Source organism: Chitinophaga costaii, from assembly GCF_900094705.1.
GTDB classification, from domain to species: domain Bacteria; phylum Bacteroidota; class Bacteroidia; order Chitinophagales; family Chitinophagaceae; genus Chitinophaga; species Chitinophaga costaii.
This window is the reverse complement of record NZ_FMAR01000019.1, coordinates 1-13347: the sequence shown is the minus strand read 5'-3', so window position 1 is coordinate 13347 and position 13347 is coordinate 1. Positions and strand designations below refer to the sequence as shown.

Annotated in this window: 12 protein-coding genes and 1 rRNA gene; 6 read left to right on the top strand and 7 right to left on the bottom strand. The window is 45.2% G+C overall.

Annotation, left to right across the window (positions count from 1 at the left end):
- Positions 1-144: 144 nt before the first annotated feature.
- From GA0116948_RS19270 to GA0116948_RS19255, 4 genes are all read left to right on the top strand, one after another.
- Entirely contained in the window at positions 145-1245 is a 1101-nt protein-coding gene (locus GA0116948_RS19270; protein WP_089715277.1) for a hypothetical protein, read from the top strand.
- A gap of 218 nt (positions 1246-1463) precedes the next feature.
- Positions 1464-2486: an aldo/keto reductase gene (locus GA0116948_RS19265; protein WP_089715276.1), complete on the top strand. Its 1023-nt coding sequence runs from the start codon at positions 1464-1466 to the stop codon at positions 2484-2486.
- A gap of 178 nt (positions 2487-2664) precedes the next feature.
- Complete coding sequence (locus tag GA0116948_RS19260) at positions 2665-3687, top strand: DUF6807 domain-containing protein (RefSeq protein ID WP_089715274.1); 1023 nt, start codon at positions 2665-2667, stop codon at positions 3685-3687.
- A complete protein-coding gene (locus GA0116948_RS19255) occupies positions 3687-5045 on the top strand; it encodes a Gfo/Idh/MocA family protein (protein ID WP_089715272.1) in 1359 nt (452 codons plus the stop codon). Before GA0116948_RS19260 ends, GA0116948_RS19255 begins: the two co-directional genes overlap by 1 nt.
- Positions 5046-5478: 433 nt before the next feature.
- On the opposite strand, the gene mnmE is transcribed toward GA0116948_RS19255, so the two are convergent.
- From mnmE to GA0116948_RS19225, 6 genes are all read right to left on the bottom strand, one after another.
- Entirely contained in the window at positions 5479-6861 is a 1383-nt protein-coding gene (gene mnmE / locus GA0116948_RS19250; RefSeq protein WP_089715270.1) for a tRNA uridine-5-carboxymethylaminomethyl(34) synthesis GTPase MnmE, read from the bottom strand.
- An 83-nt stretch (positions 6862-6944) separates the two neighbouring features.
- Positions 6945-7799, bottom strand: coding sequence for an energy transducer TonB (locus GA0116948_RS19245; RefSeq protein ID WP_089715268.1), 855 nt, complete (start codon positions 7797-7799; stop codon positions 6945-6947).
- A 291-nt stretch (positions 7800-8090) separates the two neighbouring features.
- Entirely contained in the window at positions 8091-8924 is an 834-nt protein-coding gene (locus tag GA0116948_RS19240; RefSeq protein WP_089715266.1) for an energy transducer TonB, read from the bottom strand.
- Positions 8925-8968: 44 nt separating this feature from the next.
- Positions 8969-9553 carry an ExbD/TolR family protein gene (locus GA0116948_RS19235; protein ID WP_089715264.1) on the bottom strand — a complete coding sequence of 195 codons (585 nt, stop codon included), beginning with the start codon at positions 9551-9553 and terminating at the stop codon, positions 8969-8971.
- Between the two features lie 33 nt (positions 9554-9586).
- Entirely contained in the window at positions 9587-10252 is a 666-nt protein-coding gene (locus GA0116948_RS19230) for an ExbD/TolR family protein (protein WP_089715261.1), read from the bottom strand.
- 66 nt (positions 10253-10318) lie between these two features.
- Positions 10319-10900: a MotA/TolQ/ExbB proton channel family protein gene (locus GA0116948_RS19225; RefSeq protein WP_240619268.1), complete on the bottom strand. Its 582-nt coding sequence runs from the start codon at positions 10898-10900 to the stop codon at positions 10319-10321.
- Positions 10901-10945: 45 nt separating this feature from the next.
- On the opposite strand from GA0116948_RS19225, the gene GA0116948_RS21635 reads away from it, so the two are divergent.
- Positions 10946-11107 (top strand): hypothetical protein, encoded by a 162-nt coding sequence (locus GA0116948_RS21635; RefSeq protein ID WP_240619269.1) that lies wholly within the window; start codon positions 10946-10948, stop codon positions 11105-11107.
- A gap of 1020 nt (positions 11108-12127) precedes the next feature.
- Positions 12128-13174: a LacI family DNA-binding transcriptional regulator gene (locus tag GA0116948_RS19220; RefSeq protein ID WP_089715257.1), complete on the top strand. Its 1047-nt coding sequence runs from the start codon at positions 12128-12130 to the stop codon at positions 13172-13174.
- Positions 13175-13262: 88 nt separating this feature from the next.
- Here the strand turns inward: GA0116948_RS19220 and rrf are convergent.
- Positions 13263-13347 (bottom strand): 5S ribosomal RNA (gene rrf / locus GA0116948_RS19215); the annotation flags it as partial.

Sequence of the window (13347 nt, the reverse complement as noted above, 5' to 3'; positions counted from 1 at the left end):
ATTCCTGTTTACAGCCTGGGCAATAGGAATACAACTCCCTGCGTTTTAGGTAAAGTGGCCGGTCAACAATGCGGAAATATGCCTATTTTAGCCGGGTCCAATGATCTCCCGGCCTTTGTTAAGATTAGAACAGAACCATCATACATGAAAAGGATTTTCTTATTGATTGCCATTTTTCTCCCCCTGCTGGCAGGTGCACAGGTGAAGCTTGCCGAACCGGTAGCCAATGCCTTCTCTACCAAAATAGGCGAACACTACCAGCTTCCAAACGATACCGTGAGCGATTACATCGCTACCGCCATGACCCGTGCCGGCACCGGTGGCCTGGACATCGATACCACGATGATGAACCTGAAAAAAGACCCGGCTGCCCTGGACAATGCGCTTAAATATTTATACCAATACAGCAGCGTAAACCGGCAGCAACTCATTGCCAATCTTCGCAACCTGGGCTTCTCTACCAACGATGCCTTTGCGCTGGCAACCTACACCGAAAAGAAATTTAAAAACGATAGTAAAAATATTCTTGAAGACAAACGCCCTTACGAACGCTCCGGCAACCGTCCCGCCGACGTAGCCGCGCAAGCCGCCCGCGATGCCGCCGCAGTGAAGGCCGCCGAGGAAGCCCGCGCCAAAGCCGCCCTGGCCGCCGCACAACCCATTATCACGAAGGACAGCGCCGGCAATACTATTACCGTAGCCCCCCCTCCTCCGCCACCACCCGCACCGGTGTACAATATGGACGCACGCAACCTCTTTAAATTACATGACCCTAAATCACTGTACGATTTGTATGGAAAGGAAAATATCGTGATCCGCAATACCACTGATGTAGCCGGCAACGACATTGGCCAGGCCTATTTCCTGTTTCCCGATACCAATAATGAACTGGAATTTATTATGCATGCCGATAGTACCAACGTGATTACCTTCTCCCAGGAAAATTCCGGCTGGAAATTTCCCTTCGGCATTAAAGTAGGCGACCCGCTGGAAAAAGTGGTAAAATTAAACGGCCGTAATTTCCGCATCTTCGGCTTTGAATGGGAAGATGGCGGCACAGTGGAAAGCTGGGAAGGCGGCACCCTGGAAGGCAAAGGCGTGGAAGTACTCTTTAAAGTAGTAAACTCCGGCGACCCCAAACTTTACGATGCTGTAACCGGCAATAAAAAAGTAAGTGCAGATAATGCAGCCCTGAAAAAAATGGGCGTGGTGGTGGAAAGGGTTTCTTTCCAGAGCATTCCATAAAAGAAAAGTTGCACCACCCATGCATGAAAAATCTATAGCTTCAATAAGACGAAGCATAGCCCCTCGCCTGCAAAGATGCGTACGTTCTATTACCGGATTATACGTCCCCGTGTAAACTATATTTTAGCCAATACCAACCCGTACTAACTAAATAAATATTCAGCGGAAATGCAGGCCATTGCTTAATTTAAGGATACATTTATCTTAAAAGTTAAGCGATGAAATATAACCTGCTTGGCAACACCGGCCTTAAAGTATCGGAACTATGCCTGGGTACCATGACCTTTGGTGGCAAGGGTTTTTGGTCTGCTATTGGCACCCTGGACCAACAACCCGTAGATGATCTGGTAAAACGTTCTATCGACGCCGGCATTAATTTTATTGACACGGCCAATGTATATTCCGAAGGATTGTCGGAAGAACTCACTGGCAAAGCCATCCGCAACCTGGGCCTGCACCGCGACGAACTGGTACTTGCCACCAAAGTGCGCGGCAAAATAGGCGATGGACCCAACGATGTAGGCCTTACCCGCAAACACATCCTTCAGCAAGTGGAGAGCAGCCTGCGCCGCCTGCAAACAGACTACATCGATCTTTACCAGATACATGGCTACGATCCGCTGACACCATTGAGTGAAACGCTGGAAGCCTTAGACAACCTGGTGCGCAGCGGTAAGGTGCGTTATATTGGCGCCAGCAATCTCGCCGCCTGGCAGCTTATGAAAGCGGTAGACTATTCTCAGTACCATCACCTGTCCCGCTTTGAATCACTGCAAGCTTATTACACCATCGCAGGCCGCGACCTGGAACGTGAAGTGATCCCTTTATTAAACGATCAGAAAATAGGCCTCATGGTTTGGAGTCCGCTGGCAGGTGGTTTCCTGAGCGGTAAATTTACCCGCAATGGACAGCAGGCAGCAGGCGCCCGCCGCGTAGAATTTGATTTTCCGCCGGTGAATAAAGATCGCGCTTTTGATGTGGTAGACGTGCTGGCCGAAATTGCCCCCGCTAAAGGCGCCTCCGTGGCCCAACTGGCCCTGGCCTGGCTACTACAACAGCAAGCAGTAAGTACCGTGATCATCGGGGCTAAAAAACCGGAACAACTGGAAGACAACCTGAAAGCAGTAAACGTAACCTTTACCCAAGAGGAACTGAACCGCCTTCACGAGGTAAGCAAGCTCCCCGCCGAATATCCCGGCTGGATGCTGGAACGCATGGGCGCTGATCGTACATCCGAGTAATTTTGCAAAATACCCCCCCCCAAAAAAAAAGCCACCCTCAACAGTGGCTTTTTTTAACGGATACTAACTCCCCATCACTTTTTTTTCTATCTTTTATGCCTGTTTAAAACAAGCAGAAATTATTACCACCACGTTTTTAGCAATTATTCATTCCACGTACACCCGTCAATCATACATCATGAAACCATGGTACTCCCTGCTGCTACTGGTTATATTGCCCTGTTTTAGTTTTGCGCAGCAAAGCAACGTATACTTTAAGACCACCCGTGCACAACACAGCGTTGGTGTAATGATAGCTGGTAAATTATTTTGCAATTTCATTTACCCTGATACCCTGGAGAAACCCGTGCTGTATCCGGTTTTTTCACCCGACGGGCACCGCATTACCCGTGCAAATCCGCCAGCAGCAGGCGAAGCCACGGATCACCCACATCATGTAGGCCTTTGGCTGAATTATGAAAGCGTAAACGGCCTGGACTTCTGGAATAATTCTTCTGCCATTCCTGCCAGCAAGAAAGCCCATTACGGCTGGATACGCGGCACAATGGTAACCGGCACACATGATAGCACGCTCACCTATACAGCCAACTGGGAAAACCAGTCACATCACGTATTACTAAAAGAAGACACCCGCTTTGTTTTTAGTGGGGGTAGAAATATACGTATCATCGATCGTATCACCACGCTCACGGCACAGCGCGACTCCGTTTACTTTAAAGATGTAAAAGACGGTCTGCTGGGCCTGCGCGTGGTAAGCGCGCTGGAACTGGCAGATACTGCACAATCATTCACCGATGCACAAGGGAATGTTACCGCTGTTGCCACATCCGGCCACGAGGCCACTGGTCATTACCTGACCAGCACCGGCAAAACCGATAAAGATGCATGGGGCACACGCGGAGAATGGTGCATGCTGTATGGAACAGTGCAAAAAGAAAAAGTAGCCATCGTTATTTTTGACCACCCGGAAAATACCGGCTTCCCCACCTACTGGCATGTCCGCAACTATGGCCTGTTTGCAGCCAATCCACTCGGACAAAATGTTTTTAGCAACGGTTTGGAATCCTTGAACCTCTGCCTGCCTCCCGGAACTTCAACCACTTTCCGCTATCGTATCATATTGTACAGTGGCTCTACACCCAGTGCAACATTACTAAACGAACAAGCCAAACAATTTTCCTCCATAAAAATTCACTCGTAATGGAAAACTCAAGACGTGATTTCTTAAAAACATCTTCCCTCGCAGCGGCCAGCGTATACCTGGGCGCCATGGGCTTTGCCGCCAAAAGTTATGGCCGCATCCTGGGTGCCAACGATCGTGTGAGAATGGGCGTGGTAGGCTTCTCCGACCGCTTCCGCAATTCGCACCTGCCCAGCTTTATGCAGCATTATAAAGAATTGAATTTCGAGATCGTGGCCGTGTCCGACATCTGGAAACTGCGCCGCGAAGAAGGACAGGCTTACCTAAAATCTAAATTTGATCACGATGTCTCCGCCTGCCGCAATAACGATGAGCTGTATGCTATCAAAAATATTGATGGCGTATTTCTTAGCACCGCCGATTTTCAACACGCCCTGCTCTGCGCCGAAGCCGTAAAAGCCGGCTGCGATGTGTATTGTGAAAAACCATTTGCAGAAACGATGGACGATGCCATCTTTGCGTTGAAGACGGTAAAGGACTCGGATCGTATAGTGCAGATAGGCTCCCAGCGCCGATCCGGGAGTAATTACAAGGCAGCCGAACAATTTATAAAGTCCGGCCAGTTTGGCCCTATTACCATGGTGGAACTTACCTGGAACGTAAATCAACCCGGCCGCTGGCGCCGCCCCGCACTGGTGGCAAAATGTAAAGCGGAAGATCTGGACTGGAAACGCTTCTTGCTGAATCGCCCTCATGAAGATTTTGATCCGCGCAAATACCTGGAATATCGCCTGTTCTGGCCCTATTCCTCCGGACAGCCCGGCCAATGGATGTCTCACCAGATCGATACCGTACATTGGTTTACCGGCCTGCAGCATCCTCGCAGCGTGGTGGCCAATGGCGGCATTTACACCTGGAAAGATGGCCGCCGCAATTGGGACACCACTACGGCAGTATTTGATTACGGTCCGGCAGACGATCTCTCCACCGGCTTCCAGGTGGTGTTTATGTCGCGCATGAGCAATGGCGACGAAAATCCTAAAGAAATTTATTACAGCAATGGCGGCACACTCAATCTTAATACCAACAAGATCACACCCGAAGGTGGCCTCACAGAAAGAGCAGCCAAGGAAATGGGCCTACAGGCGAATTTGCTACCGGTAAAAGACCTCAGCGAACTGGCCATGAAAGTGGAATCCGGCGCTAACACCGGCGGCGACCCGCTCACCTCAGCCCACGTACGCAACTTCATGGAATGCATGCGCAGCCGCCAACAACCCAATGCGCCGGTGGAAGCAGGCTACTATCACTCCATTGCCAACATCATGACAAATGCCGCCATACACACCGGTGCCAAAGCCACTTTTGATACCACCACGCAGCAGGTGATGGCCAATGGCAAAGTATTTAAATACTAACCCGTCTAAATTGGCCGGCAGCATTGCGTTGCAGCCGGCCATGTATTTAGAATGTGAACTTTAATGATGAAAAGCCAATGGCACTTAATTTCGCAGTGGTATCCTGCTGTGCATGTGCCGAAGCGAATACGATAAGAACAACTATTAGCGTAGATATAATTTTAATCCATGTGGGCTTTTAGCAAATTAAATAGTCCCTGCGCTGTGCATAGCGGGAAATGCAGCGGTTAATCCCACGTTTAACTACGCGTTAATTAAGCCATTCAGAATTGTTACCTGGAGGTTGTAATGGGATATCCTACAAATTCATGGGTATTCACCTTAAGATGATCTATAACGGTAATCGTTTTAGTTTCTCCATTTTATTAGAGATATATCATTCATAGCTGAAGGAATAGAATAAGTCATAAAAACCGCATGAGCAGCGCCCTCGTTACTTTCCGATACAAAACTTAGAAAATATAAAATCCAACCGGTCTTCATTCGTCACCTCGCCTGTAATTTCTCCCAGTGCGTGCAAGCAAAGCCGGATATCCAACGCCAGCAAATCACCCGGTAGTCGATGATCCATTCCATTTTTCACATCGCGGAGCGATTTAAGTACCTCCTGCAGTGCGGCGTAATGACGCGCATTAGTTACAATAGTATCGCCTGTGGTTACATCACCGCTCATCACCTTATGCAACAGGGCGTCCTTCACTTCTTGGATATGCGAATGATGTTTGGCAGAGATGTATAAAATGTCCGGGATGGTTACAAACTTTTCCTTATAAAAAGCAGCTCCCTTCACATCCGCTTTATTACCTATCAATAAATAATTCACGCCGGAAGAGGCAAAGAAATGTGCCTGGTCCAACACCTCCTCCACACTCAACTCATTCACATCAAAAAGGTAAACAACGATGCCCGCCTCTTTAATCTTCTCCATCGTTTTCTGTACCCCAATATTTTCGATCGTATCATTGCTTTCCCGGATACCTGCCGTATCAATCAGGCGAAACAAGATACCGCCAATATTAAGCACCTCTTCAATTGTATCGCGGGTAGTGCCGGCAATCTCACTTACGATAGCGCGGTTTTCATTGAGCAGCGTATTGAGCAGGGTAGATTTCCCGGCATTGGGTTTGCCTACGATAGCCGTACTCACACCATTTTTAATAACGTTTCCCATGCGAAAAGAATCAATCAGTTGTTGCACCTGCCCCATAGCAGAGGATACAAGTGCATAAAGACGGGTACGATCTGCAAAAGCTACGTCCTCTTCACTGAAATCCAGCTCCAGTTCTATCAGCGAAGAAAACGTAATTAATTGTTCGCGCAGGTCCTGCAGTGCGCTGGAAAAACCGCCCCGCATTTGTTGTATAGCCGTTTGATGAGAGGCCGCAGAATTACTGGCAATAAGGTCTGCAACAGATTCTGCTTGCGTAAGGTCTAGCTTACCGTTGAGAAAAGCACGTTGGGTAAATTCACCTGGCTTAGCCATACGCGCCCCACTTTGGATACATGCATCGATAATTTGCTGTTGTATATAAGGCGAGCCATGGCAAGAAATCTCCACTACTTCTTCCCCTGTATAAGAAGTAGGTGCCTTAAACAAACTCACTACCACTTCGTCCAGCACCCGGCCTCCAAACAAAAGACTACCAAAATGCAAGGTATGACTAGCCTGTACTGCTAGATCTCGGGAAGGGAATAGCCCATTGGTAATGCGTATAGCGGCTGTACCGCTCAGGCGTATCACCGCAATGGCGCCAATGCCGGGCGCAGTGGCCAGTGCCACAATCGTATCATCAAATCCAGCCAGTTTACCTAACATCTTATTTTTGTTTTGCCTTTGCAAAAATAACGAATCCTCCACGGTTCCCGGCCATGGAGGATTACATAACGAAACACACAATATTAATGCTCAGATAATGAAAAGCGTATAGGTAAACTGAAAAATACTGCCACATTTCTTCCGTTCTGGCGTCCAGGTTTCCAGGTAGGCATTTTTTTGATGACGCGCATGGCTTCTTCCTCCAGGCCACCACCCTTCTGGGTACTCAACACTTTTACTTGCTGGATAGTACCATCCGGGGCTACGACAAATTGTACGACCACCGTGCCTTGAATATTATTTTCCTGCGCTAAAGAAGGGTAACGAACATTGTTATTCAGATATTTAATCATGGCAGTTTCACCACCGGGGAATGAAGGCATCACTTCTACCGTGGTAAAAGGACGATCCGTGGTGCCCTCGTTACTGCCAATTTCTATGTGCACCCCCCCATTTCCTCCTCCTCCCATGTCTGGTACATCGATATCACCTGCATTGGGATTGCCTGCCGCGTTTACCACGCCAATAGCATGATTGGTCATCTCTTCTTGTGTAGGGGGAGGGGTAATTTCTTTTGCGTCATCCGGCACCACTGCCAGCGTAGCATTGTGGATCATAGGCTTAGCTGCAGGTGGTGTGGTTACGGCGGCTAATGGCGGTGGTTGTATCCTTTTTTCTTCCAATTTTTCCAGATCAACTGGTCGCAGGATGGCCGGATCTTTCAAGGGTAGCCGCATGGTTGTATGCTGGTCATGAGCTAACATACTGTTGATCGTTAAAGCAGCCGCTAGTGCCAACAACGTCAAGGCAGTAATAGCAATGGCATTGCGCATGCGCTTTTCATACTGGCGGCGTAAACTATAAGCGCCATAGTCCTTGTTACGATCATTGAACAGTACGTCGAGGAAGTCATTTTGGGTAATTGTTATAGCGTCCATAGATGTAAGTTTTTATACTAATAGGATGCCTTCTCCAAAACTTTCCATACATTTTTAATAGGTATTTTATAACGTATACGCCTATACGTAAATAGCATTCACATGTATCCAAATGCGCTTTAGCAAAGCGTTTAAATACATGTAAATGCTGATAAGATTTGCATTTTTGAGATGTTATTAAGATGCAATTACAGCTGATTTACATACATTTTCAACAAAAATTAAACGTTAAGCAAAAAAAAAGCATCCCGGGAATTCCGGAATGCTTCTCTATAAAAATGTTTGTATTGACTACTCTTGCAATGTAAAGCGGATAGGCAGGTTGAACTGCACAGATACCTGGCGTCCGTTTTGCTTACCTGCTTTCCATTTTGGCATCGTTTTCACCACGCGGATCGCTTCTTCTTCCAGACCGCCGCCTTTAGTGGCACCTACGGTTTTAACATCCTTGATGTTCCCTTCAGAGTCTACGATAAACTGTACAAATACAGTTCCCTGGATACCATTTTCCTGCGCAACATGCGGGTAATGGATATTTTTAGACAGGTATTTGTTCAGTGCGTCTTCACCGCCCGGGAAGGAAGGAGGTTGTTCTACGAAGGTGAAGATCTCTTCTTTAGCGGGAGGTGGAGCTTCGACTACACCTGTACCTTTACTGTCTTCCAGCAATCCCGGATCTATCCCATTAGGATCACCTTCCACGGTTTTGGTACTTACCGCTTTATCTTTGATATCTTCCTGTTTCGGAGGTTCTTCATCGGGCTTTACCTCATTATCCTTCTTAATTACCGGAGGGGTAAATTGTACAGAAGGTTTCACGGGTGGTGGTGGTGCCGGTGGAGGAGGCGGTGGCGGTGGCTTATTCGGCTCATCCGGTATTTTCAAATCCTCCATCTTGATCGTTTCTACAACTGGCTTTTTTACATGAGTCAATTCTGATGCAGTTAACACACTATACAGAATATAAGCTCCTGCCAGGAATACAAACAGACCAAGGGTACCCAAGATCGCGTTACGCACGCGCTTGTCGTATTTTCTCCTTAATTCATACGCCCCATATTCTTTATTCCTGCCTTCAAACAGGATATCAAGAAAATCGGACTGTAAGGCTTTGGCTGAATCCATTGTTCAATTTTTTCTTTATGGATGCAAAAATTACATTCCTTTAATTACTTAACACCGTTTGCAGCTTCGGTCTGCCTAATCCATTGTTTATCCTGGTCGGTAATGTCAACGGTAGCATAACGAGAGATACGATTGATAGCCATTTCATCGAGGATGCCTACAAAGTCTTTGTAATTAGACCCGTCATCCGCTTTAATGATTACCACTACATCTTCAGGTTCACCTTTTGCATTACGCATTTGGGCAACTTGATCCTTCTTCTTGATGATTTCATCACGAATACCGCCTTTTGCAGCGAAGCTGGTTGCTTTAAAGAAGTCCGGATTTGCAGATGCATTTGGATCCTGGGCTAGTCCTTCGTAGTAATAAACTTTGTCGGCTTTACCCAATAATATGGTCAATGCAGTGCTCTCTTTAACTTTATTTTGTTCTTCTTCGTTCTTCGTGTCTTTTGGCATGATCAAGTCCATTGTTTTGGGTTTGGACAAGGTCGTAGTTAACATGAAGAAAGTAATGAGCAGGAATCCTAGATCCACCATTGGTGTCATATCCACACGAGTAGATTGTTTTTTGGATTTCGTTCCACCGTGTTTTTTCCCGCCGCCACTACTGGTATCCATTTCTGCCATGGTACGCTATTTTAGTGTTTGGAGATCAGCTAATTAATTTGCTTGTTTACTTTCCTGCTGGGCCAATGCTGCAGCTGTTCCGGGAGGAATAGCTTCCAAATTAGTTACCAGATTCAGTTTCTGTATATGCTTCTTTTTAAAAATATCCAGGATCTCTTTGATCTTTGGATAAGGCGTTGCATTATCCGCTTTTATACAGTAAGAGAGTTTATTGAATCCGGAAGAACCTGCCTGCGCAGTTGTACCGTACTCAATCCACTGATCTAATTCCCCATTTAAAGAATCAGTAGGTATCCCCTTTTCCAATCCGGATGCTTTACGCTGTTCGGGAGACATAGAGAGGTAGCTTTTAAGACTTTTGAAGTCTGTTCCTATACTACCACCTACCGCGAAATTATTCATCTCTGCATTATTCAAACCAAGCTTATACTGGGTATTGAGGTCTTCGATCAACTTTCTTCTTTTTGGCTGTCCATCCATGCTAAAGAATACACGACCGTCTTTATCTACCGTGAACAGCATCACATCAGAATCCGGTAAAACTTGTGTATTAATAGAAGACGGGGTTACCACCGCCACCGGTTCATCCGGCTTGAATTTCGTTGCCAACATAAAGAAAGTTAAAAGCAGAAAAGCTACGTCACACATCGCTGTCATGTCGATGGCCGTACTTTTTCTTGGCATTTTTACTTTTGGCATCTTTACGTGTTTTAGTATTTACTATTAGATTCAGAACTATTGTGTTTCCACACGCCTCACAAAAAATTATTTGTGATTAGCGGCAAAGCTCTGTGTCAAAGTAAATCCAGACTCATCAATAGCATAAGTGATGCTGTCGATATTGGTAGTAAAGTAGTTATAAGCAATGATGGAAATGGCGGAGGTGCTAATACCCAGGGCCGTATTGATCAGGGCTTCGGAAATACCAAGCGCCAACTGAGTGGAGTCTGCTGCACCACCGGAAGACATAGCGGTAAAGGCTTTGATCATACCCAATACCGTACCGAGCAGACCGAGCAGCGTTGCTACGGAAGCAATGGTAGAAAGGAACACCAGATTTTTTTCCATCATAGGAAGTTCCAGCGCAGTGGTTTCTTCAATTTCATTTTTAATGTGCAGCAGTTTCTGTTCTGTGTCTAGCTCAGTATTGCCGATCATTTCTTTGTATTTCTTCAGGCCTGCTTTCAGCACGTTACCTACAGAACCTTTTTGTTTGTCGCATTCAGCCAATGCTGCATCAACATTTTTGTTAGCCAGGTGGTACTGAACTTTTCTTACCAATTCAGCGCCGCTGAATTTGCCCTTAGCTTTGCTCAGGTACAAAGCGCGTTCGATTACAAATGTCAAACACGTCAGCATTACTGACAGCAGGATAGGTACTATAATACCGCCATGATAAACAGTGCCAAACCATTTTCCAATGCCCGCTTCAACTGGTTTGCCTTCTACATTGCCACCCTGGAAATTGGAAGGATTACCCAGTACAAAAAAGTAAAGGCAGAATCCGATTACCAGACAGATGGGCACAGCCAACGAAGAAAAAAGATTGGATGATTTCGCTGGTTGATGAGAAGCCGTTTTTGCACTAGCTGCAGTCACAGTTGTTTTAGTCTCAGCCATTTTGAGTTGAATTTTTAGTTGTTAAAGATTAAACTGTTGTTGTTAGTAATTATTTAGATTTTAGATATTTCAATAACGGTGATTCGCAAAGTTATACGCTTGGTTTAAAAAAACAAGTTTACCAACGAAAAACCCAAAAAATTTAATGCTATGTGGAAAGTCGCAACTGTAGCGCCTTTTATAGTATTTTTTGCATTCAGTCGAACGGACACTTTAATTATTGAAAAAAGCCGGTCATATCACTAAGCACAAGCTAGGTTTTACGATACTGATTTCTCTATAAGCGATTGATAATTTTCAAAGTTGGACGCACAATGTAAGAAAATTTCAAACAGTTCCAAGAGATTTTTTTACCAAATTAATATGGTTAAAATTTCCTGACATTCAATACTAAATACAAACTTTAAACCATAGATACAATGTTCAGATTTAGCTAATACAGCGATATCAAAGTCTTACAAAAACATATTTTTCAACATATATTAATGTGGTCATTTAGGTAAAAAAGCAATGCTCCCCCCGAAAGTTGTATATCAATCATATCCACTTGGCTTTTTTAACATTTTATTCGAATATATATGCCATGTATAAAAATTACTTTGCATACATGCACGCAATGATCCAAAAGTTAAGCGATATTCCGGGCATTTGCAACAACGTTAGCAAGAAAATTACAGAATAAAAAGTAAAATACTAACAATCATTTCTTTAAATAAAATAATGAACACTGTCAGGCATGGCGGCCACTACCGCCCTCCTCCATATCTGGAAATATCCTATCTTGCTACATGACCAGCAATTACCTGTTGCATACTTGAGAATGCCGGATATATAATTAGCAGGTAATAATTTAGGAACCCTATTTATAAAGTAAATGCTAGTAATATAGCTACTAAATATTTTATAGCTGAAATTGATTAATATGCTTCCCTAAATCACCAAAACATACTACTTGTGAAACAACGCAACCGTACTACTATTTACGATATTGCGCGTGCCCTAAATCTATCCCCTTCCACTATATCCAGGGCATTGCAACACCACCCACTTATTAACGCACTTACACGTGAACGTGTACAGCAATTAGCAGAGGAAATGGGTTATGTGCCGAATTGGATCGCCTCCAGCCTACGCAAACGCCGCTCTAATATTATTGGGCTGATTGTGCCCCGCACCTCCGTATATTTTCAATCTACCGCCATCAGCGGCGTTCAGCATATTGCACATAGGCATGGCTATAGTATCGTAATTGGTCAGTCAGAAGAAAATATGGAAATGGAGCGGGAATTGGCCAAAACCTTTTTCTCCCTACGTGTAGATGGCCTACTTGCTGTATCTTCTATGTTTACACCTAACGCCGACTATCTTTCTCCCTATGTAAAAAACAATATTCCCGTGGTACTTTACGACCGTATTCCAAACGGTTTTACCGGCCACTCCATTACCGGCGACGATTTCCATGGCGGATTTCTAGCTACGGAACATCTCATTCATCATGATTGTAAAAATATCATGCACATTACCGGCGAACTAACCTGTAACCTTTACCAGCAACGGCTTGATGGCTATAAGGCTGCCCTGCGAAAATACCAAATCCCTTTCAATCAAAATAATGTACACGTCTGTAATCTAACGCTGGAAACTGCCACCGAAATTGCGGAGGAAATTTTTTCTACCCAGGTTCCGGATGGAATATTTACCGCCAATGATACTGCTGCTATTGCTTTTATTCAGACCGCACATAAACTAGGCATTTCTATTCCACAGCAAGTGAAAGTAGTAGGTTATTCCAATGATCTTTCTTCCCGCATCGTTTCTCCATCACTCACTACGATTGAGCAATCTGGTTATAAGATGGGCGAAAAAGCAGCCGAGACATTAATACGGTTGCTGAATAATGAGTTAGAAACAGAGTCACCGGTAAATTATATTTTTGATGTAGAGTTGATTGCGCGTAACTCTACTGCCTACGTAAAATTGAATACGTTGAAGGAGGGGTAGTGGGCAGTGTAACATAGATCAATTAATAACCTCTCAATGGCTTAAAATAGAAAAGGCTGCATCGCAATGATGCAGCCTTTTCAAATAAATATGGCAGCTACCTACTCTCCCGCATGATTGCGCAGTACCATCGGCCATGAGGGGCTTAACTTCTCTGTTCGGAATGGGAAGAG